The following is a 21436-nucleotide window of genomic DNA, read 5'->3' as shown; positions in this document are numbered from 1 at the left end:
CGGTCGCGCCACTGTGTTCCATGCGCCGGGCCCCCGGTGCCGGAAAGCCAGACACCGGCACCATCGCGTCACCACCCAACGGGACGCGTATCCCAAGGAGGACTCGAATGGCCATCGCGCATTCACCCAGCCAGGCAACCGACTCCCTGGCCACCGTGCTCGTCACGGTTGGTGTCGTTCTTCTCGCACTGCTCACGCTATACCTGGTCGGTTTCGACCAGGGCGTCATCTCGCGCAGCGGGATGTACCTGCACGAGCTGATGCACGATGGACGCCACCTGCTGGGGCTTCCGTGCCACTGATCGGTTCGCTTCGGACCCTGTTGCTTCGTGGCCTGCTGGCCGGGCTCGTGGCCGGTCTGCTGGCCGCGACAGTCGGTTATGTTGTAGGCGAGCCCAAGATCGACGCCGCGATCGCCATCGAAGAAGCCGGCTCGGCCGCCGAGCACACGCATGCCGAACCGGCGGGCGGACATTCGCACGGTGACGAGGAAGAGCCCCTGGTGAGCCGCAGCGGACAGAAGGCCGGACAGTTCCTCGCGCTCGGGCTGGCCGGGCTCGCGCTCGGCGCCATCTACGCCTCGGTCGCGCATGTCGCGCGTCGCTACACCGCGCTGTCCGGGTCGAGGCTCGCGCTGGCGCTCGGTGTCGGCGGTTGGGCCGCCATCGTCGCGGTGCCGTTCTTCAAATACCCGGCCAACCCACCGGCGGTGGGCGATCCGGACACCATCAACGAACGCACCCTGCTCTGGCTGGCGGCGGTGCTGCTCGGCATCGTGGCCGTCGGGGCAGCGGTGTCCGTGTTCAAGGTGTTGCGCGCGCAACTGTCCACGTTCCGGCTGATCGGGGGCATTGCCGCGTTCGTCCTCGTGACGGCGCTCGGCTACATCCTGCTGCCCGGCGTGAACGAGGTGAGCGCGGACTTCCCTGCCACCCTGCTGTGGCAGTTCCGGGTGGCGTCGCTGGCCGAGACAGCCACGCTGTGGGCCTGCCTGGCCCTCGGGTTCGCGGCCCTCACCGAATTCGCTACGCGAACCGATACCGCGGTACGAGACACGATCCCTACCGCGGGCTGATCCGCGTCCGGAATTCGCAAGGCAGTGTCGGTTCTCATGACCGGCACTGTCTTCTCCGTTCGGCCCGCACGGCCGACCGCCACCCCACCCCGCGCTGTCCGCGTCGCGTTCGTCGGGCTCGCCGTCGCCTTGCTGGCGGGAGTCGCAGAGGCAATCGGGCGAGTCACGCCTGCTCTCGCCCGCGACGAAGCCGACACCGCGGGCCTGACTACCGGGTTCGGCCTGCGCATGGCGATCTACCTGCTGGTTCTGGCCCTCGCCATTCGGATGACGCATGGCGACCGCTGGGCCCGCCTCCTGCTCACCGTGGGCATCGGCATGCTCGGCCTGCTCTCGCTGATCATCGAACCGCTGGCCGCGGCGCTGTCCGCGAAGGAACTCGGCGACGTGTTCATCGACCTCACACCCGCATCGTTCCTACTCGGCGCTTTCCGGGCAGTACACGTAGCGGCCGTACTTGTCGCTATCCCGGCCCTCCACACCCGCCCCGCACGCCGCTACTTCCGGAAAAGGTGAACCATCGCACCACCGCATGGCTCCCCGCACACCCTGTACACAAAATGTGCGAAGAACCAAGCCGCGCTGCGAACTACGCCAGCGCCGCGTCGAGGGTGATGTGGTCGACGCCAGCGAGGGCCTTGCTGACGGGGCAGCCGGCCTTGGCGGCCTCAGCGGCGGCCTGGAAGGCATCGGCGCCGATGCCGGCGACGCGACCGCGGACGGTCAGCTTGATCCCGGTGATCCGGAAGCCGCCCGCCGGGTCCGGTCCGAGGGTGACGTCGGCAGTGACGTCCAGGCTCTCCGGGGTGCCACCCGCGTTGCCGATCTGCGCCGAAAGGGCCATCGCGTAGCAGGAGGAGTGCGCGGCCGCGATCAGTTCCTCCGGGCTGGTCGTGCCGTCGGCTTCCTCCGCGGAACGCTTGGGGAACGATACGTCGTACTTGCCGACCCCTGAACTGGCCAGCTCGACCTGTCCCGAACCCTCCTGCAGAGTGCCGGTCCAAGCAGTACGCGCGGTACGTGTGGGCATCACGGTCCTTTCGCCGATGATCGTTTGACGATTCAGCTAGAACCTACTCCGATCGGCCCGGCCCGGCGCAGCGGTGCGCGGATCGCGCTGCCCCGCCGACCGGACCGCACCCGCTCTGCCATCGTGAGCCGATATCCGCGAAATACGTTCCGAGGCGGACGTCGAATCATCGCCAAGCCGCATAGGCTACGTGGGTGCGGGTGGCAGGAATGACGGATCGGAGCTCGGTCGGCCGGGACAGGGGGGTCGCGCTTGTCGTAGCCGCGATTCAGCTGGTCGGGGGCACGTTCGCGAACATACGTCAGACGGGGGTGCACTCCCTCGATGTTCTCGGTTACCTGCTGCTGCTCGCCGGACCGGTGGCGCTGATCTGGCGGCGGGCGCAGCCGATGCCGGTATTGGTCGTCGCCCTCACCGCGTGCCTGGCGTACTTCTTGCGTGGCTACGGGTACGGGCCGATCTTCGTCTCGCTGATCATCGCCTTCCTCACCGCAGCGAGCATCGAATCCCGGTGGTGGACCTACCCGCTCGTCCCACTCGGCTACCTGGCCCTGGTCTGGCCGCTTCCCGCGCTACTCGGCAGGCAGGCCGATATGTGGCAGATATTCGCGCTGATGGCATGGCTGGCCGTGCTGCTCTCGGTGGCCGAAGGGATTCGGCAGCGTAAGGCGGTGCTCGTCGCGCGCAGGCAGCGGGCCGAGGCCGCACGCAGGGATGAGGAGGCGCAGCGGGAACGGCGGGCCAGCGAGGAGCGCTTAGCCATCGCGCGCGAGCTGCACGACGTTCTGGCGCACAGCCTTTCGCTGATCAATGTGCAGTCCTCGGTGGCGCTGGAGTTGCTCGACAAGAAACCGGAACAGGCGGAGTCGGCGCTGGCCGCGATCAAGACCGCGAGCCGCGACGCACTCGCCGAGGTACACGCCCTGCTGCAGACGATTCGCCCCGGTAACACGGTCACCCCGCCTGAGCTTGAGGCCGCCGCCGACGAGGGCCCGCTCCGCCGCCGGAACCGGCGGGGGCCCGAGCACCATGGACGTAATTCGCCTGCGAGCGAACAGGGCTCGATCGGCAACGGCCGCCCCGAACAGGCCGACAAAACCGCCGAACCGGCACGGGCACCGCGCGCTCCCGCGCCGAGCATCGGTGACCTGGACGAGCTGCTCCAGCGCGCTCGCGCGACCGGACGAACGGTCGACACCCGGGTGCTCGGCACCCCGCAGCAGCTGCCCAGCGTCATCGATGTGGCGGCGGCACGGATCATCCAGGAGTCGCTGACCAATGTGCTGCGGCACGCTCCGGGCGCCGACGCCACGGTGACCGTGCGCTACGCCACGGACTCGGTCGACATCACCGTCGACAACACCCGGCCGATGGGTACACCGTCGCGGTCCGGCACGAGCGGGGGCAATGGCATCATCGGCATGCGGGAGCGGGCGCACGCACTCGGCGGCGCGCTCACAGCAGGCCCGCGCCCCAGCGGCGGATTCCGGGTCGCTGCCCGGCTGCCTGCGCGTGCGATGGAGTCAGGCACAACAGCGCCGAGCGACCCCACGAAGCACACCACCGCTGGGCAGCCGAGCGCCTCCGGTGGTTCAGGCAAGCAATAGGGTTCACCGGCGAACCGACCGGCCGATGGCAGAGGAGGCTTCGATGCACGACCATGAGAGCGCGCGGCTGGAAGCCACGGCTGGGCAGTCCGGAGCCACGGCGAGCATCCGAGTACTGGTGGCTGACGACCAGGCACTGGTGCGCGGCGGTTTCGTCGCGCTGCTGGACGCGCAGGACGGCATCGAGGTGGCCGGCGAGGCGGACAACGGCGAACAGGCCGTGCGGCTGACCCGCAGCCTCCGACCGGACGTGGTGCTGATGGACATCCGCATGCCGATCCTGGACGGCCTGGCCGCCACCCGCATGATCGCCGAGGACCCCAGGCTGGCCGACGTGCGTGTGGTCGTGCTGACCACCTTCGAACTCGACGAATACGTCTTCGAGGCGATGCGCTCCGGCGCGACGGGGTTCCTGGTCAAGCACACCGAACCGGCCGATCTGGTGCGCGCGGTCCGCGTGGCGGCGGCGGGCGACGCCCTCTTGTCCCCCGGCGTCACCCGCAGGCTGATCGCGGAATTCTCCGCGCGCGCGAAGACGCCGCCGCGGGCCAGCCTGTCCGAACTCACCGACCGCGAGCGCGAGGTGATGACTCTGGTCGCCGAAGGCCTGACCAACGCGGAGATCGGCGAACGCCTCCGCATGAGCCCGGCCACCGCGCGCACCCACGTCAGCCGCATTCTCACCAAGCTCGATGGCCGCGACCGGACCCAGCTGGTGGTGATGGCCTACGAATCCGGGCTGGTCCGGCCGGGGTGGCAGTAGGATCTGGGCGGACGCGTGCAGCTAGCAATATTCCGGCAATCGCGCGCCGATGAGCGGAAAGGCTGCTCGGCAAGCATTCGGTAAACCGATGCGGACAGCACTGTTCCGGGTAGCTGACCTACGCGGCGCGGTGCATTGCAAGTGCCGACGCGCGACCGATACCTGCGGTATACCGCGCGGCGCAGTCTTTGAGCATGAATATTTTCACTCACCCCGAGGCCGTAAACGGCCTGGCCGACCAGCCGCACCCAGCACCAGGACACGGAAAGGCCCGTGCACACCGGAACCGGTGTGCACGGGCCTTTCCGTTGCGATTCAGTCGCCCGAGGCGGCCTCGGCGGAGCCTTCGGCCGCGCCGGTCAGCACGACTTCGGGCTTCTCCTCGGCGGGAGCCTTGGTCAGCTTCGCCTTGCCGGTGAAGGTGAACTTGGCGTCCTCGCCGGAACCTTCGCCGTCCCAGCCCTCGACATCGACCACGATGGTCTGTCCGGGGCCGATCTCGCCGAAGAGGATCTTCTCCGAGAGCTGGTCCTCGATCTCGCGCTGGATGGTCCGGCGCAGCGGCCGGGCACCGAGCACAGGGTCGAAACCACGCTTGGCCAGCAGCGCTTTGCCCTGCGGAGCCAGCTCGATCTCCATGTCCTTGTTCTTCAGCTGCCTGCCGACACGGCCGATCATCAGGTCCACCATCTGCACGATCTGGTCGGTCGTGAGCTGGTGGAAGACGATCACGTCGTCGATGCGGTTGAGGAACTCGGGGCGGAAGTGCTTCTTCAGCTCGTCGTTGACCTTGAGCTTCATCCGCTCATAGTTCGAGCCCTCGGCATTGCTCTGGGTGAAGCCCAGACCAACGGCCTTGGAGATGTCCGAGGTGCCCAGGTTCGAGGTGAAGATCAGCACGGTGTTCTTGAAGTCGACCGTGCGCCCCTGGCCGTCGGTGAGACGACCGTCCTCGAGGACCTGCAACAGGGTGTTGTAGATCTCCTGGTGTGCCTTTTCGATCTCGTCGAACAGAACCACGGAGAACGGCTTGCGGCGCACCTTTTCGGTGAGCTGGCCGCCCTCTTCGTAGCCGACGTACCCGGGAGGGGCACCGAACAGCCGCGACGCGGTGAAGCGGTCGTGGAACTCGCCCATGTCGATCTGGATGAGCGCGTCGTCGTCGCCGAACAGGAAGTTCGCCAGCGCCTTGGACAGCTCAGTCTTACCGACACCGGACGGACCGGCGAAGATGAACGAGCCGGACGGACGCTTCGGATCCTTCAGGCCGGCGCGAGTGCGGCGGATCGCCTTGGAGACGGCCTTGACGGCATCCTCCTGGCCGATGATCCGCTTGTGGATCTCGTCCTCCATACGGAGCAGACGGGTGGTCTCCTCCTCGGTGAGCTTGAAGACGGGGATACCGGTCCAGTTGGCGAGCACCTCGGCGATCTGCTCGTCGTCGACCTCCGCCACGACGTCCAGGTCACCCGAGCGCCATTGCTTTTCGCGCTCGGCCCGCTTGGCGACGAGCTGCTTCTCCTTGTCCCGCAGCCGCGCCGCCTTCTCGAAGTCCTGCGCGTCGATCGCGGACTCCTTCTCCCGGCGCGCCTCGGCGATCTTGTCGTCGAACTCGCGCAGGTCCGGCGGAGCGGTCATCCTGCGGATGCGCATCCGAGCGCCCGCCTCGTCGATCAGGTCGATCGCCTTGTCCGGCAAGAACCGGTCGTTGATGTAGCGGTCGGCCAGCGTCGCGGCCGCGACCAGCGCGCCGTCGGTGATGGACACCCGGTGGTGCGCCTCGTAGCGGTCGCGCAGACCCTTGAGGATGTTGATGGTGTGCTCGACGGTCGGCTCGCCCACCTGGACCGGCTGGAACCGGCGCTCCAAGGCGGCGTCCTTCTCGATGTACTTGCGGTACTCGTCGAGGGTGGTCGCGCCGATGGTCTGCAGCTCGCCGCGGGCCAGCTTCGGCTTGAGGATGGACGCGGCGTCGATGGCGCCCTCGGCGGCACCCGCACCGACCAGCGTGTGCAGCTCATCGATGAACAAGATGATGTCGCCGCGGGTGTTGATCTCCTTGAGCACCTTCTTCAAGCGCTCTTCGAAGTCACCGCGGTAGCGGCTGCCCGCGACCAGGGAACCCAGGTCGAGGGTGTAGAGCTGCTTGTCTTTCAGCGTCTCGGGCACCTCACCGTTGACGATGGCCTGCGCGAGGCCCTCGACCACGGCGGTCTTGCCGACACCGGGCTCGCCGATCAGCACCGGGTTGTTCTTGGTGCGGCGACTGAGCACCTGCATGACCCGCTCGATCTCCTTCGAGCGGCCGATGACCGGGTCGAGTTTGCCCTCGAGCGCGGCCTGGGTCAGATTTCGGCCGAACTGGTCGAGCACCAGCGAGGTGGACGGGGTGCCCGCCTCACCGCGCGAACCGGACTCGACCGGTTCCTTGCCCTGGTACCCGGACAGCAGCTGGATGACCTGCTGGCGCACGCGGTTCAGATCCGCACCCAGCTTCACCAGCACCTGAGCCGCCACGCCCTCGCCCTCGCGGATGAGGCCGAGCAGGATGTGCTCGGTGCCGATGTAGTTGTGGCCGAGCTGCAGCGCCTCGCGAAGGCTCAGCTCGAGCACCTTCTTGGCGCGCGGTGTGAACGGGATGTGACCGGACGGGGCCTGCTGGCCCTGGCCGATGATCTCCTCCACCTGGCTACGCACGCCTTCCAGCGAAATGCCGAGCGACTCGAGCGACTTGGCCGCGACGCCCTCACCCTCGTGAATCAGCCCCAGCAGGATGTGCTCGGTGCCGATGTAGTTGTGGTTGAGCATCCGGGCCTCTTCTTGGGCCAGGACAACGACACGCCTCGCGCGGTCGGTGAACCTCTCGAACATCGCTCCCTCACTCTCCTGCTCCGACATTCTGGCAACAGACGCCGCAGTGTGCTGTGTAACAACCGTGGGCGTCAGCCTGCCATGAAGCCCGGGGGTTGCGGCCCCCGCCTCCACTCTAGTTGGCGGAGGATTTCGCCGCCGCCGGTCCACCCTATTGCCGACCGGCGACAGCACGGTCATTCACTCATAACGTGAGGATTGCGCGATTCGTTTCCGGCCGGGTTTTGCCCTCAGCGAACATCGGTGTCCGATGACCACCGCCGACGGCATCCCACCGACCGCGACCGCTCACCCGATGAACGGCGCGATGTCAACGCAGGGCACCGGGCGCGGATGCGCGGGATCGAGCGCGTTGAGCACATACGCGGCGGCCCTCGGGCTGCCCGCGATTCCCACGTGGTCGGAGTGGTCCGTGGCGCAGCCGTCCTGGACGACGATATTCGTCACGTTCGGTCCGGGAACCAACCCCGCGGTGTAGGGCACCACCGACTGGTCCAGTCCGGTCGCGATGTTCGTGTAGGTCACGCCCGGGTGGTAGACGCCGTCCGCGTTCAGCGCGCGCACGAAGTCCGATCCCCGGACCGCCTGGCGGCAGGCCTGACACACCAACCCGGTGAGCGCGTCGAAGGCAGGTGCCGCGCCCATGCGTGTACTGTACTCGGCCAGCTCGGCCAAGCCCCCGGCGTTCGAGCCCAGCCACGGCGGAGCCAACCCGACCAGTTTGTCCACCTCGGCCGCGCCGCCGAGTCGCTTGACGAAGTAGTTGCCGATGAAGTTGCCCTGGGAGTGGCCGACGATATCGACCTTTGCCGCGCCGGTCGTGGCAAGCACCCTGCGCACGAAGGCGGCGAACTGCGGTGCGCTCTGCTCGATCGGAAGCATCCCGCCGATAGCGGAAATGGGCCAGGACGCGTCGTAGGCGCCGTAGGTGGCAGAGAAGACGCAGTAGCCCTCGTTGGCGAGCAGCGGCGCGTACACGCCCCAATTCGTCTGTGCACCACCGCCGGTACCGTGCGCGAGGACCACGGGGTTCGGGTGTGCTGTACTCGGCCGGCAGGACCAGTCGTTGGTGCCGGGCAGCGAACCGCCAGGACGCGCCAGCTCGGCCGGGATGCCCTCGAAGAAGTTGTAGACGACCGGATATCGATCCGCGTGCGCCGAACCTGCCGTACCGGCGCAAAGCGCGGCGAGCAGGACGATCAGTAATGAAAAGCCCGAGACACGCCGCACAGTAGCCTCCAAATCTGGAAGGGGTGGGGGTTCCAGGAAGCTACCGCAGGGCGTATCCCAGGCGGGGCTGATTCCGGCGTATTGTTTGCAAAACTAGTTCTGGTAGCGCGCTGGTGTACCGATCTGGTCATGGTGCCCCTGCGCCGCGTACCGACCCGCCACAATGCCCCCCGCCACGGTCGACCTACCCTGTTGGATGCCCGCCACGAACAGCGCGCCGCACAGCACCAGGAAGGCCAGGGTGTGGAACACGGCACGGGCGATGTTCCAACGGACCCAAGCGGATTCGAAATCGGCGCGGACCGCGGCGAGGTCGGCGATGGACGCGGGATCGCCCGCGGCGGCCAGCTGGTCGTTCAGCGGGACGTTCAACCCGGAGGTCACCGCGAAGGCGATCACGTTGAGCACCAGCGCCACCACGATCCAGATCAGCGTGGTCCGATGCTCCTTGCCCAGATGCAGCCCCGCGGCCAGGACCGTGAACCCGACGGTGCCGAGGAACCCGATCATGAACCAAGGATTGATGATCACCACGTTGATCTTCTGTATCACGTCGATCATGGCGCGATCGTCGGTGCGCCCGAGCGCCGGCATCACCGAATTGGCGTACCCATAGAAAAGGCCTGCGATCAGGCCCGTCGCCAACGTGGCAACAACCAGTGCGGCGAGACGTGCGGCGGTCATGACTTCCTCCTGCTCGGAACCGACCGGAGTCGATATCGCTCCGGTTGTCTGTTCCAAGTCAAGCCGCATTCCTGGCCGCGCTCCATGGTCGAGAAGCTCGACCGGCTAAGCGGGCGTCTACGGTGGACGTCTCACAGATCCCGATCGGAAATGAGACCGCTCTGCATGGCCAGTCCCGCCAGGCGTACACGTTTTTGATTCTGTGGCAAATCTTCCACGCCGAACTTGGCGAACAGCGCGCGCAGGTGCGTCTTGATCGCGTCGACGCTGAGGAACAACTCCTCGGCGATCTGCTGATTGGAGGCAGGGGTGGCGAAACCCGCGCCGTGCTTGTACGGGCGACACAGCGCAATCAGCACCGAACGCTGCGTCTCGGTGAGCGATCGGGCGGTGGGAACCGAAGCGGCCGAGGTGCGCGTGATGTCGTCGGGGACGCCGCCGAAATCGTGAAAGGAAACGCGCGAGGTGCCGACCCGGATGACGTCTCCCGCCATCAGCCTGCGTCTGCCGACCAGCCGGTCGCCGTTGACGAAAGTGCCGTTGCGGGAAAGTCCATCGTCGACGATGGTCCAGTGCGCGCCCAGGTACTCGACAGCCGCGTGCAGACGGGAGACCTCCGCGTCCCAGCTCAGGGCGAGATCGGCATGCGGGGAACGGCCGATCGTGACGCGTTCGTGCTCGGGGGTGAGGGTGAACTCCCGCTGGCGACCCGTGTCATCGGTGAACCGCAAGAATGATCCGACGAATCCTGTCACTGCGCCGATACCTCGCCTCTCCATACCGCCAGTGACCTTCGCACGTTTCCATGGTGCCGCGTTCGGTTACCGCGAGCAAGATCGATCGTCCGCCGTCATGGGCCACCGTGCCATCCGGTCGTGCAGCTATATCGAAGCCCTATCACGAACAAGACCGCCGCCCCGACGTCGCACGATTCGCCGGGACGGCGGCCGAAAAAATACAACTATCCCTTCGCGGCCTTGTTGTACGCGTCGGTGATGTCAGCGGAGATGCGGCCCCGCGCAGACACCTTGTGTCCATTACGGCGCGCCCACTCGCGAATTGCGGCGCTTTGTTCCCGGTCGATGGAGACCCGGCTCTTCGGGGTACCCGCCGCCGCCGCGGCGGCCTTGACCCTGCGCCGGCCACTCACCCGACGCGCATTCGAAACCCACTCTTCCAGACCGTCGCGCAGCTTTGACGCATTTGCCGACGACAGGTCGATCTCGTACGACACACCGTCGATCGCAAACTCAATGGTCTCGTCTGCGATGGACTCACCGTCGACATCGTCGATCAGGCTAACGGTGACCTTCTTTGCCATGAGATGAACGTCCTCTCGAAATCGTGCGACCCGCATACTAGGCCGATTACCCGAGGCAAGAATACCTCGAATTCCGGAAATTCCAAGACGGAGCCGCTTCTTTGCAATCCAGTGGTCAGCGAGTGACCGGACGCACAATTGGGAACAGTATCGTTTCTCGGATTCCCAATCCCGTCAGGGCCATCAACAACCGATCGATTCCCATACCGGTTCCGGTGGTCGGCGGCATGCCGTGCTCCATCGCGGCGAGGAAGTCCTCATCCAACGCCATCGCCTCGTCGTCACCCTGCGCGGCAAGCCGAGCCTGATCGACGAACCGCTCGCGCTGGATCACCGGGTCGACCAACTCCGAATAGCCCGTGGCCAACTCGAAGCCACGCACATAGAGGTCCCACTTCTCGGTGACGCCTGCTTCGCTGCGATGCTGCCTGGTCAGCGGCGAAGTCTCCACCGGGAAGTTGCGCACGAAAGTCGGCGCGTACAGCTTGTCGCCATACTGGTGTTCCCACAGTTCCTCGACAAGTTTCCCGTGGCCGTAGCCCTTGTCTTCCGGAATTTCCAGACCGACCCGATCAGCGAGTGCCAGTAATTCGACAACCGAAGTATCCGGAGTGACGGCGACACCCAGTGCATCCGACAACGAGGGGTACATCTCCACGGTCGCCCACTTCCCGCGCAGATCGTATTCGGTTCCGTCGGCGAGCGTCACCACCTGCGTTCCGAACACCTCCTGAGCCACTTCCTGCACCAATTCCCGGATCATCGTCGCCGAGTCGTCATAGGTGCCGTATGCCTGGTAGGTCTCCAGCATCGCGAACTCGGGAGAATGTGTGGAGTCCGCGCCCTCGTTGCGGAAGTTCCGGTTGATCTCGAAGACCCGCTCCAAGCCGCCGACCACGCAGCGCTTCAGGAACAGCTCGGGCGCGATGCGCAGGTAGAGCTGCATATCGAGCGAGTTGGAATGAGTAACGAACGGCCTTGCCGCCGCTCCGCCATGCAGCGTCTGCAGCATCGGCGTCTCGACCTCGAGGAATTCTCTGCGCTCCAGTGCATTGCGCAGCGCACGCACCACGGCGATTCGAGTGCGCGCATTTTCCCTGGCCTCAGGGCGGACGATCAGATCGACGTAGCGCTGCCTGACCCGCGACTCCTCGTTCATCTCCTTGTGCGCCACCGGCAGCGGCCGCAGTGCCTTGGCCGCCATGAACCAGGAATCGGCCATAACGCTCAACTCCCCGGTCCGCGAGGAGATCACCTCACCCTGCACGAAAACGAAGTCACCGAGGTCGACGTCGGCCTTCCAGGCGGCAAGAGAGTCCGCGCCGACACCGTTCAGGCTGATCATCGCCTGCAGCTTGGTGCCATTGCCCTCCTGCAAGGTGGCAAAACACAACTTGCCGGTATTGCGCATGAATATGACGCGTCCTGCGACACCTACCTGCTGCCCGGTGGCGGTGTCCGCGACCAGGTCGGGATATGCGGCCCGAATTTCGGCGAGGGTATGTGTGCGCGGCACGACCACTGGATATGCCTCACCACCGGCCGTGAGCAGCCGCTCCCGCTTCTCGCGGCGAATCCGTATCTGCTCCGGGGCGTCGTCGGCGTCGAGCGCCACGGCAGGCCGCGAATCCGACGTGGATTCGCGGGAGGATGCAGAGTTGGGGGTGCTCACATCGAACAACCCTAGCGTGCACCGGAAACCGTTTTGCGCGCCGCCCGACCTCTACGCGGGAGTAACGAATCGGCATCGGCCGCGCGACGAACTACGGGCCGACCCCCGGGTACGGTCGACACCCGAAATAGCCGGAACGCATCGATCGGTGTCCGAAACACTTGGGCGCACGGCTAATTCGAGATGGAAGTGACCGAGTGATTTACAGCGAGGCGAGCGCGTCGGCCTCGCGCACGAAGTGCGGCGCACGCACGGCGACGTTCAGCAGCCCTGCCGCCTTCAACGCCTGATAGCCCCCGACCAGGTCAGTTGCCCGGTGCAGTCCGAGTTGTTGCAGGGCTGCGGCGGCCAGGCTGGAGGTAAAGCCCTCTGAGCAGACGACGATCCACTCCACGTCGTGATCCGCGGCCAAAGCCAGCCGGGCGGAACTGGCGGGATCGAGCCGCCATTCCAAGACATTGCGCTCGATCACCAAGGCGCCTGGCAAGGTGCCCTCTCGCCCGCGCTGCGCCTGCGGACGGATGTCCACCAGAATGGCACCCCCGGCGAGCGCTCGCGGCAATTCGAAAGCGTAGATCCGGGTCAGCTGGGCCCGTGCGTTCTCCAGCATCTTGTCGACGGTCAAACGGGTCATTACATATCACCTTCGGGCTGGTCGGTGAGAACGGTTCGGGTGCGCCGCAGGGTGCCGCGGCCGGTGACCTCGTAGTAGGACATGGCGGTGAGCGGCGGGGAATAGGCGTGGACGCTCAGCGTCGGATCGAGTGGGCCCGCCGATTCGGCGTCGGCGTCGGCCGTCGGCGCGCGCATCACGTCGTGCACCCAACCGATCGGGAACGACGCCTGATCACCTGCTGTGAGTGTGCGGTGGCGCAATTCCGTTCCATTCCAGCGGTATTCGGAGAGAGCGCCGCTGAGCACGGTCAGCGCGCCGAGCGATCCGGCGTGGTCGTGCAGTTCGGTGGACTTGCCCGGCGTCCAGCTGATCAGCCAGACATCGACTTCGTCGTCGGTGAGCAATCTGGTTGCCCACCGCTCGTCGGCCGGCCAAATACCATTTGCGGGAAGAAGATGGTCGAAGCGCCCGGCCAACACATCTTCCGCGCCTTCGTCGGTCAGCCGCAGCAAATCGGCCGGACGCAGCCGAGTCGGCAGCGCGGGCGCCACCGAGCGCTCCACTGGTGCGGTGGTCGAGAAACCGTCACGCGCGGAAGAAAGGGAAAGAACAGAAGAACGCATGAGCGAATCTCCAGGAGCTGGTATCGGTCGAGGGCAGGTACTCAGCCTCGATCGGTCGAGGCAATGTCAGCCTCGACAACACTCCTGGGCGCTCACGCGGAAATACACGGATGCGAGTTTAACAGAACACGGCGTAGTACGGGCAAGCACCCGGGATGCGACAAATCCAACACCGCGATATCAGACACTTCCCTTGCGGCGCTGGTTGCGTTCGTATACAAGCCGAAGGCCGGTCAGCGTGAGATGCGGATCATGGTCCTCGATCGTCTCGGATTCCGGGACGATCAGTGGGGCGGTCGCGCCGGTCGCCACCACCGCGACGTCGTCGCCCGCGAAGGCGTCGAACTCGTCGCGAATCCGATCGATCAGCCCGTCCACCAGCCCGGCGAAACCGAATACCGCACCGGACTGCATGCATTCCATGCTGTTCTTCCCGAGCACCGAACGCGGCCTGGCCAACTCGGCACGGCGCAGCGCGCTGCGTTCCACCAGCGCCTCGGTGGAAATCTCCACACCGGGTGCGATGATCCCGCCGAGGAACTCGCCTTTCTTCGACACCAGATCCACACAGATCGCCGTGCCGAAATCGACGACGATGGCGGGTGACGAGTAACGCTGGTATGCGGCGAGGCAGTTCACGATGCGGTCCGCGCCGACCTCTTTCGGATTGTCCACCAGCAGCGGAATACCCGTACGCACACCGGGTTCCACCAGCACGTGCGGAACGTGTCCCCAATACTGGCCGAGCATGCCGCGCAATTCGCGCAGCACGGGCGGCACCGTCGAGAGCGCGGAAACGCCGATCACCTCGTCCAACTGCGCCCCGACCAGCCCACGCACCTGCATGGCGAATTCGTCGGCGGTCAGCAGCGGATCAGTGTGGATCCGCCAGTGCCGCACCAATTTCGAATGCGTGCCACTGCCCGAGAACAGACCGAGCTCGATACTGGTGTTGCGGACGTCGATGGTCAGCAGCATTCCCGGTCCGTCCGCTGTCAGACGAAGGACAGGGAGCGCGGCGAGGTCAGCCCCGAGCCCTCCGGCGCGTGTGCCGGGTCCGAACCCAGCTCGACCCGGCGGTTGCGCTCGTCTACGAACACGACTTTCGGGTCGTATTCCGCGAGCTCCTGCTCGTTCATCTGACCATATGCGATCAGGATGACCAGGTCGCCAGGGTGGACCAGATGGGCTGCGGCCCCGTTGATCCCGATCACGCCGGAACCACGCTCACCCGCGATGACGTAGGTCTCCAGACGGGCGCCGTTGTCGATGTCGACGATGCACACCTGCTCGCCCTCCAACAAATCTGCGGCGTCGAGCAGGTCCTGGTCCACAGTGACCGAGCCGACGTAGTGCAGGTCGGCGTGCGTCACGGTGGCGCGGTGGATCTTCGACTTCATCATGGTGCGCAGCATTGCGTCGCCCTTTCTAATTCACAGGTGGGAGCAAGGCGGGATCGGACACCGCCGGAGCAGGCTGAGAAATGTCCACGGAACGCGAACCGGAGATGTTGGGATGGCCGTCGATCGGGGCGCCGAGTGTGACGGCAATGTTGTCGATGAGCCGGGCCGCTCCGACCTTCGCCGCGATCAGCAACCTGGCGTTGCCGGTGGCCGGCGCGGGGCCGAGGGCGGCCGAGCGCAGCACCAGGTAGTCGAGGTCGACGCCGGTCGCGGCATCGAGCACCTGGTGTGCGGCGGCGAGCACCGCGTCCGCGCCGAGACCGCCCGCGTGCTTGCCTGCCGACAGCGCCGCGGACAGCGCGAGCGCCGATTCCCGCTGCACCGCGTCGAGATAGCGGTTGCGCGAGGACAGGGCGAGGCCGTCCGGCTCGCGCACGGTGACCACCGGAGTGATCTTCACGTCGAAGTTGAGGTCGCGGACCATCTGCCGGATCAGCGTGAGCTGCTGATAATCCTTTTCACCGAAGAACGCCTCGGTCGGACGCGCGATTTGCAGCAGCTTGGCAACCACGGTCAGCACGCCCGCGAAATGGGTCGGGCGGCTCGCGCCCTCCAGTTCGGCGCCGATCGGACCGGGGTGCACCGCGGTGCGCGGGCCGTCCGGGTATATGTCGGAAACGCTCGGCGCGAACACCAGCTCGACGCCCTCCGCGCGCAGCAGCTCGACGTCGGCGTCCAAAGTGCGCGGGTACTCGGCCAAGTCCTCGTTCGCGCCGAACTGTAACGGGTTCACGAAGATCGAGACAACGACGACCTGGTTGGTCCGCTTGGCCAGCCGCACGATCTCCAGATGGCCCTCGTGCAGCGCGCCCATGGTCGGCACCAGCGCGACGGTGCGGCCGACGCCGCGCAGGGCGCTGGACACCGCGGTGAGCACGGCGGGCTCGTGGTGCACGGTCAGCTCACCCGGCCGGTAGGCGCCACGCAATTCCGGGTCGAACATCAGCGTCCTTCCAGCAGCTCGATCACGGCGGGGGTGGCGCCCGCCCGTTCCGCGGTGCGCAGCGACAGCGCGCGGTAGGTCGCGGCGACACGGAGGTCGACGGACGAAAGCGCGGCCAGGTGCGCGGCCACCGTGTCGGCATCGCCGCGGGCCACCGGGCCGGTCAGCGCGGCCTGGCCGCGGCGCAGCGCGTTATCCAGCGCCGCCGAGGCCAGTGGGGCGAGCAGGCGCTCGGCAAGGCCGTTCGGCTGGTCGTCGACGATCTGCTGGCCGAGCAAGCCGGGGCCGTCCAGCGCTACGCGCAGCGCGGCCAGCGCGTCGACAATCAGTGTGACCAGGTGATTGCTGCCATGCGCGAGCGCGGCGTGGTACAGAGTGCGGTTCTCCTCCGGCACGCGTACCGGCTCGCCCCCCATCTCGATCACCAGCGACTGCGCGATGGCGTAACCCACCTCGTCAGCGGCAGTGATGCCGAAACAGGCGTTGCCCAGACGGACCACGTCTTCGTCGTGACCGGTGAAGGTCATCGCGGGATGGATCGCCAGTGGCAGAGCGCCGATCTCGGCAAGCGGCGCCAGCACACCGACTCCGTTCGCTCCGGAGGTGTGCGCGACGATAGTGCCTGGTCGAACGACCCCGGTCTCGGCCAGGCCGCGGACCAGACCGGCCAACTCGGAGTCGGGAACGGCAAGCAACAGCAGCTCGCTGCGGCTGGCCACCACCTCGATCGGCAGGATCTCCGAGTCAGGCAGCCGGGTCCGTGCGCGGCGCACCGAGGCATCGGAAATCGCGGCGACGCCGAACACCACATGCCCGACGCGTTCGAGTGCCGCTCCCAATGCCGAACCCACGCGTCCCGCCGAGACGATTCCCACCGTCAGGCGTGCGGGCGCGGGGTCACCGCTTGCGACTGCTTGCAGGTCGCTCGAAACGGGACCGCTTGCGACTGCTTGCAGGTCGCTCGAAACGGGACCGCTTGCGACTGCTTGCAGGTCGCTCGAAACGGGGTAGCCCGAGTTTGCGTTGTCGGAATTCACGCTTCTCGAGGTCAACGTTGTCCTCTCGATGTCGTTCCAGTCCCGCCATGCGGGTACCGGACGGTACGTCACGAGAATATCGGCACGCGGTTTGACGATGCCACGGGGTGGTGCCGTGATTTAGGACGCAGTGGTGTGCTCCGACAGGGGGCAGTCAGTCCCGCTCGCGCTCCTCGGACTGCAGGTTGGCCATGATCTCGGCGACCGAGAGCCGGCGCGAGGGTGTGTCGTCGGACTCGGCCCTGCGGCGCCTGCGCACGCTCGATGCGCCGGCCGTGGGCTCGCGGGTCGGCCACGGCTCGCGATCAGGGCGCGGGGCCGGCTCAGGGAGAGGAGGGGCGGTGCGCTTCGCGGGCTGCGTCGGGGGCTCGTCGGCGGGCTCCTCGGTGAAAGCGTCGGCCCACCCGCGCGGCTCCGCGTACCGGTTGTCATCGACGTCGCCGGTGCTTTCGTCATCGTCGTCCTCGAGGGAGACGATCGCGGTCTCGGCGGTGACCGGCTCGTCGAAGGGGCTGGCGAACACCGGCGGCTCGGGATGGTCGGGGACGAAGACTGGCGTGACACTGCTATGCGGTTGCTGGTCTGCGAAGACCGACCACATTCCGGCATTCGCGGAGCTATTGTTCGCTGATTCCGCGCTCGAGCTGGTCAGCTCCTGAATTCGGGTCGAGTCGGCGCGCAGCGCCGGGCGATCCATCGGCAGATCGCCGTCGAACAACCGCTGCAGGCTCTGGCGGAGCACGGTGAGCTCCGCGCGCAGTGCCGCGAGTTCGGCCGCGTCGGCGCCCACCTCCTCGCGCACCCGCGTCTCGAGGCCGAGCTCGTATTCGCGCCGCGCGGTGACCTCGCGCTCGAGCTGCAGCTCGTAGACCGTCTGCAGATCGCGGACCTTGGCCTTATCGATCGTCGCTTCCTTGCGGTACTTCGTCGCGGCCAGCGCGCCGATCGCCGCCGCCCAGAGCGCGGCGACCAGACCTACCCGTACGAACTGCAGGCTATCGCTGAAAACCAGGAAAACGCTGGCAACCAGACCGAGCAGAATCAAGACGCCGATGAACAATTTTCCCGCCTCTTCCCGCCGTCGACGGGAAGTGCTGCTCCGGGAGGGTGAAACCATGTCAGTCAGGGTAGCTTGAACGGGGAGCCGCGCCCAGAATCCGGTTCTGTGATTCCGTTAGCAATACTAGCTATGTCGTTGCTGGATCATCGGTGGGATCCTCGGGAGCCCGGCAGCAGTACTCCAGCCAGAGGGCCGCAGCAACCAAAGCCACCCCCGCCAGCATCCCAACGATCGCACCTGGGCTGTCGGCGGCCGCGGCGCGCAGCGTTCCGCGCTGCGGGAACACCCAGCACAGGAAGCCGAGCCAGACGCCTGCGGCGATCGAACCCACCTGCACCGACGCCTTGGCCAACGCGACGGCGCGGGCCGCGGTGATCGGATGCAGCTGGTTGCGGCCATCCCCGATCTCGTCATCGTTGACCCTGGCCCGGATCACGAACGCGAGCACAGCCTCGATAGCGGCCACCGGATAGAGCGAGGCGCCCGCGTAGGTCGAGATCGGCGGGAAATTGTCGTACGCCATCCTGGTGGCGATCCACGCGACGATCGCGGCGATGAGCACGTTCGCCACGAGGTCCAGGACACGGGTCGGCTTCAGTTTCACGACGCCACACCCGTCAGGGACAACTCGGTGCGGTGCACGCCTGCGCGCTCGGCCGGATCGAGCCGGTCCAGCAGCTCCGCCACCGAGTGCGGTGCGCCGTCGACCTCGAGCACCGCGTCCGGCGCCACGTCCAGCCACGGAACGAGCACAAAGGCCCGGCGGTGAGCCTGCGGATGCGGCAGGATCAGCCTCGGATCGACGCTGCGGCAGGCGACCGGCTCGCCATCGCGCAGGTCGGCACACCAGACCACGTCGACGTCGAGCGTTCGCGCGCCCCAGCGCACGTCGCGGACCCGGCCCGCGGCCTGCTCCAGCTCTTGACCGCGGCACAGCCAGTCCGCACACCCGAATGCCGGATCGTCCACCAGCACAACGGCGTTGAGGAAGTCCTCCTGCGCGACCCCGCCCCAGGGCGCGGTCGAATACACCGCCGAGACGGCGAGCACGCGATCCCCGAACCCGTCCAGGACACTGCGCAGGTGCGCGAGCCGATCGCCCAGATTCGAACCGATAGACAGCACGGCGCGGCTCACCGGCACACCCCCACGACACTCGGCACTGTGAGCGGGCCGGCGGTGTCTGGACTGAGGAGCGCAACGACTGGAGCGACGAGGGAAGCCACCGCCACTGCGGGCCCGCGCACCGCCCGTGCGGAGCGCGGGCGATCGGACACTGCCGTCGCGAACGCCGGCCCGCGGTTTCGGTCGCTCATTCGGCGAGCTCCCCGCGGTGACGCGAGGTGACTACCCGGACGTCGGCGAAGGTATGCGGAATCGGTGCGGACGGCTTGTGCACCACCACCTCGACCGAGCTGATCCGAGGATCGGTCATCACGTCATCGGCGATCTCCGACACCACGGTCTCGATGAGGTTGCGCGGCGGGCCCTGGATGATCCGCACGGCACGCTCGGCCAGCGCGCCGTAATCCACGGTGGCCGCCAGCTCGTCGGAGGCCGCGGCGGCGGCGAAGTTCACCCACACGGTCAGATCGACCAGGAACTCCTGGCCGTCGCGGCGCTCGTGGTCGAACACCCCGTGCTGCCCGAACGCGCGCAGGCCGCGCAGCTCGATCCGGTCGGCGCCGCGCCGGATCGGCGAATCCAGTTGCGTCGCACCGTTTTCGGCATGGACCGGCGACCTGCTCATCGGTGAGCTCCTTGCGCACTCGGTCGGATGGTGTCCTGCTCGGAGGATCGGCGCCGGGCGGCGTTCTGCCATGCGGCAGTGACGGCGATAGCGTCCAGCGAGGCGCGCACGTCGTGCACGCGCACTCCCCACGCACCGTGCAGCACGGCTAGCGCCGAGACGGTCGCGGTGGCCGTTTCACGTCCGTCCGGCGGACGCGGCCCCGCGTCGTCGGCGAGCAGCGCGCCGAGGAAGCGCTTTCGCGAGGCGCCGACCAGGATCGGCAGCCCGTTCGAGACGAGTTCGGGCAGCGCGCCGAGCAGAGCCCAGTTGTGCTCGGCGTTCTTCGCGAAGCCGAGGCCGGGGTCGAGGATCAGTCGGGCCGGGTCGACGCCCGCGGCGACGGCCAAGTCCACCTGGGCGGTCAGCTCGGCCAGCACCTCGGCGACAACATCGTCATAGTGGTCGGCGGGACCCGTGTGCCGGTAGTCGGCGCCCGCCCGCCAGTGCATGAGAATCCACGGGACGTCCGCGGACGCCACCACCTTCACCATGTCAGGGTCTGCACGGCCACCGGAGACGTCGTTCACCACCGCGGCCCCTGCATCGATCGCCGCCTCCGCCACCGCGGCACGCATGGTGTCCACGCTGGTCGGTACGCCCGCCGCGACGAGTCCACGAATCACCGGCGCCACCCGCGCGGCCTCGGCGACCGGGTCGACCCGCACCGCACCCGGCCTGGTCGACTCGCCGCCGACATCGATGATGTCCGCGCCCGCCGCGTACAGCTCCACGCCGTGCGCGATGGCCAGTTCCGGATCGAGATATCTGCCGCCATCGGAGAACGAATCGCTGGTGACGTTCACCACACCCATCACCACGCAGGAGCGGCCGCCACGCGCGCCGACGCTCCTGGGTCCGGTCACCTCGGCCGCGCTCACGATGTCTGATCGCCCGCGCTCCGCACGGGCAGCGCGCGGGCCCGCAGTGACGGTGCATTCCCCCGTCGCTCCAGTCGCTGCGCTCCCCCCGCTCCTCAGTCCAGACACCGCCGACCGCTCACTTCCGCAGGATGAGATCGAGCGCCTCGGCCCGCGAGGCGGCGTTGGACTGGAGCAGCCCGCGCACCGCGGAGGTGGTGGTGCTCGCACCCGGCTTGCGGATGCCACGCATCGCCATGCACAGGTGCTCGGCCTCGACTACGACGATCGCGCCGCGCGGATCCAGTTTGCGCATCAGCGCATCGGCGATCTGGCTGGTCAGGCGCTCCTGCACCTGGGGCCGCTTGGCGTACAAATCGACCAGCCTGGCCAGCTTGGACAAGCCGGTGACCCGGCCGTGCGGGCCGGGGATGTAGCCGACGTGGGCGACGCCGTGGAACGACACCAGGTGATGTTCACAGGTGGAGTACATCGGAATGTCGCGGACCAGCACGAGCTCTTGGTGCCCCTCGTCGAAAGTGGTGTTGAGCACCGAGTCCGGCTCGACGTAGAGCCCGGCGAACATTTCCCGGTACGCGCGCGCGACGCGGGAGGGCGTCTCGAGCAAACCGGGCCGCTCCGGGTCCTCGCCGACGGCGATCAGCAACTCCCGGATCGCGGCCTCAGCCCGGGCCTGGTCGAACGACCTGCCGGTTTCCAGTGCGACGATCTCCGGCTCGGTCACGCTGATGTCGGCACCGTTGCGTTCAGCGCCATCCGACTGGGCGAGGG

At 67.1% G+C, this 21436-nt stretch carries 24 protein-coding genes; 5 read left to right on the top strand and 19 right to left on the bottom strand.

What is annotated here, in order from left to right:
- Positions 1–107 precede the first annotated feature (107 nt).
- Genes OHB12_RS27050 through OHB12_RS27040 form a run of 3 tightly spaced genes read left to right on the top strand, consistent with a single transcriptional unit; the run spans position 108 to position 1591 of the window.
- The gene (locus OHB12_RS27050) at positions 108–302 is read left to right on the top strand and encodes a CbtB domain-containing protein (RefSeq protein WP_327111904.1); all 195 of its coding nucleotides are present in this window, start codon (positions 108–110) and stop codon (positions 300–302) included.
- Positions 293–1075: a CbtA family protein gene (locus OHB12_RS27045; protein ID WP_327111901.1), complete on the top strand. Its 783-nt coding sequence runs from the start codon at positions 293–295 to the stop codon at positions 1073–1075. Before OHB12_RS27050 ends, OHB12_RS27045 begins: the two co-directional genes overlap by 10 nt.
- Before the next feature lie 36 nt (positions 1076–1111).
- Positions 1112–1591: a hypothetical protein gene (locus OHB12_RS27040; RefSeq protein WP_327111899.1), complete on the top strand. Its 480-nt coding sequence runs from the start codon at positions 1112–1114 to the stop codon at positions 1589–1591.
- A 73-nt stretch (positions 1592–1664) separates the two neighbouring features.
- On the opposite strand, the gene OHB12_RS27035 is transcribed toward OHB12_RS27040, so the two are convergent.
- Positions 1665–2105 (bottom strand): OsmC family peroxiredoxin, encoded by a 441-nt coding sequence (locus tag OHB12_RS27035; RefSeq protein ID WP_327111897.1) that lies wholly within the window; start codon positions 2103–2105, stop codon positions 1665–1667.
- Positions 2106–2314: 209 nt separating this feature from the next.
- Here OHB12_RS27035 and OHB12_RS27030 point away from each other — a divergent pair, with 209 nt between their 5' ends.
- Together OHB12_RS27030 and OHB12_RS27025 are read left to right on the top strand one after the other, a co-directional pair.
- Entirely contained in the window at positions 2315–3712 is a 1398-nt protein-coding gene (locus OHB12_RS27030; protein ID WP_327111895.1) for a sensor histidine kinase, read from the top strand.
- Positions 3713–3755: 43 nt separating this feature from the next.
- Positions 3756–4475, top strand: coding sequence for a response regulator transcription factor (locus OHB12_RS27025; protein WP_327111893.1), 720 nt, complete (start codon positions 3756–3758; stop codon positions 4473–4475).
- Between the two features lie 315 nt (positions 4476–4790).
- Here the strand turns inward: OHB12_RS27025 and OHB12_RS27020 are convergent, their stop codons facing one another.
- From OHB12_RS27020 to folE, 18 genes are all read right to left on the bottom strand, one after another.
- Entirely contained in the window at positions 4791–7346 is a 2556-nt protein-coding gene (locus OHB12_RS27020; protein ID WP_327111891.1) for an ATP-dependent Clp protease ATP-binding subunit, read from the bottom strand.
- A gap of 288 nt (positions 7347–7634) precedes the next feature.
- A complete protein-coding gene (locus OHB12_RS27015) occupies positions 7635–8576 on the bottom strand; it encodes an esterase/lipase family protein (protein WP_327111889.1) in 942 nt (313 codons plus the stop codon).
- 93 nt (positions 8577–8669) lie between these two features.
- The gene (locus tag OHB12_RS27010) at positions 8670–9260 is read right to left on the bottom strand and encodes an anthrone oxygenase family protein (protein ID WP_327111887.1); all 591 of its coding nucleotides are present in this window, start codon (positions 9258–9260) and stop codon (positions 8670–8672) included.
- A 131-nt stretch (positions 9261–9391) separates the two neighbouring features.
- Complete coding sequence (locus tag OHB12_RS27005; RefSeq protein ID WP_327111885.1) at positions 9392–10039, bottom strand: FHA domain-containing protein; 648 nt, start codon at positions 10037–10039, stop codon at positions 9392–9394.
- A gap of 182 nt (positions 10040–10221) precedes the next feature.
- Entirely contained in the window at positions 10222–10581 is a 360-nt protein-coding gene (locus OHB12_RS27000; protein ID WP_327111883.1) for a histone-like nucleoid-structuring protein Lsr2, read from the bottom strand.
- Positions 10582–10696: 115 nt separating this feature from the next.
- Positions 10697–12196 carry a lysine--tRNA ligase gene (gene lysS, locus OHB12_RS26995; RefSeq protein ID WP_327121524.1) on the bottom strand — a complete coding sequence of 500 codons (1500 nt, stop codon included), beginning with the start codon at positions 12194–12196 and terminating at the stop codon, positions 10697–10699.
- Positions 12197–12455: 259 nt separating this feature from the next.
- Positions 12456–12878: a rhodanese-like domain-containing protein gene (locus OHB12_RS26990; RefSeq protein WP_327121522.1), complete on the bottom strand. Its 423-nt coding sequence runs from the start codon at positions 12876–12878 to the stop codon at positions 12456–12458.
- 8 nt (positions 12879–12886) lie between these two features.
- The gene (locus OHB12_RS26985) at positions 12887–13492 is read right to left on the bottom strand and encodes a cysteine dioxygenase (protein WP_327111881.1); all 606 of its coding nucleotides are present in this window, start codon (positions 13490–13492) and stop codon (positions 12887–12889) included.
- Positions 13493–13672: 180 nt separating this feature from the next.
- A complete protein-coding gene (locus tag OHB12_RS26980) occupies positions 13673–14470 on the bottom strand; it encodes a type III pantothenate kinase (RefSeq protein ID WP_327111879.1) in 798 nt (265 codons plus the stop codon).
- A gap of 17 nt (positions 14471–14487) precedes the next feature.
- The gene (panD, locus tag OHB12_RS26975) at positions 14488–14907 is read right to left on the bottom strand and encodes an aspartate 1-decarboxylase (protein ID WP_327111877.1); all 420 of its coding nucleotides are present in this window, start codon (positions 14905–14907) and stop codon (positions 14488–14490) included.
- 13 nt (positions 14908–14920) lie between these two features.
- Positions 14921–15898 carry a pantoate--beta-alanine ligase gene (gene panC, locus OHB12_RS26970; RefSeq protein WP_327111875.1) on the bottom strand — a complete coding sequence of 326 codons (978 nt, stop codon included), beginning with the start codon at positions 15896–15898 and terminating at the stop codon, positions 14921–14923.
- Positions 15898–16818 carry a Rossmann-like and DUF2520 domain-containing protein gene (locus tag OHB12_RS26965; RefSeq protein ID WP_327121520.1) on the bottom strand — a complete coding sequence of 307 codons (921 nt, stop codon included), beginning with the start codon at positions 16816–16818 and terminating at the stop codon, positions 15898–15900. Before OHB12_RS26965 ends, panC begins: the two co-directional genes overlap by 1 nt.
- A gap of 271 nt (positions 16819–17089) precedes the next feature.
- Positions 17090–17995 carry a DUF6779 domain-containing protein gene (locus OHB12_RS26960; RefSeq protein ID WP_327111873.1) on the bottom strand — a complete coding sequence of 302 codons (906 nt, stop codon included), beginning with the start codon at positions 17993–17995 and terminating at the stop codon, positions 17090–17092.
- Positions 17996–18122: 127 nt separating this feature from the next.
- Positions 18123–18593 carry a DUF3180 domain-containing protein gene (locus tag OHB12_RS26955; RefSeq protein ID WP_327121518.1) on the bottom strand — a complete coding sequence of 157 codons (471 nt, stop codon included), beginning with the start codon at positions 18591–18593 and terminating at the stop codon, positions 18123–18125.
- 2 nt (positions 18594–18595) lie between these two features.
- Positions 18596–19132: a 2-amino-4-hydroxy-6-hydroxymethyldihydropteridine diphosphokinase gene (gene folK / locus OHB12_RS26950; RefSeq protein WP_327111871.1), complete on the bottom strand. Its 537-nt coding sequence runs from the start codon at positions 19130–19132 to the stop codon at positions 18596–18598.
- Between the two features lie 175 nt (positions 19133–19307).
- Positions 19308–19745, bottom strand: coding sequence for a dihydroneopterin aldolase (gene folB / locus OHB12_RS26945; protein ID WP_327111869.1), 438 nt, complete (start codon positions 19743–19745; stop codon positions 19308–19310).
- On the bottom strand, positions 19742–20599 hold the full coding sequence (gene folP / locus OHB12_RS26940) for a dihydropteroate synthase (RefSeq protein ID WP_327121516.1): 858 nt from the start codon (positions 20597–20599) through the stop codon (positions 19742–19744). Before folP ends, folB begins: the two co-directional genes overlap by 4 nt.
- A gap of 184 nt (positions 20600–20783) precedes the next feature.
- On the bottom strand, positions 20784–21395 hold the full coding sequence (folE, locus tag OHB12_RS26935) for a GTP cyclohydrolase I FolE (RefSeq protein WP_327121514.1): 612 nt from the start codon (positions 21393–21395) through the stop codon (positions 20784–20786).
- Positions 21396–21436: the final 41 nt, after the last annotated feature.

This window comes from Nocardia sp. NBC_01730 (assembly GCF_035920445.1).
Classification (GTDB): Bacteria; Actinomycetota; Actinomycetes; order Mycobacteriales; family Mycobacteriaceae; genus Nocardia.
Note: the sequence above shows the minus strand (reverse complement) of the source record. Positions and strands in the feature narration are given on the sequence as shown.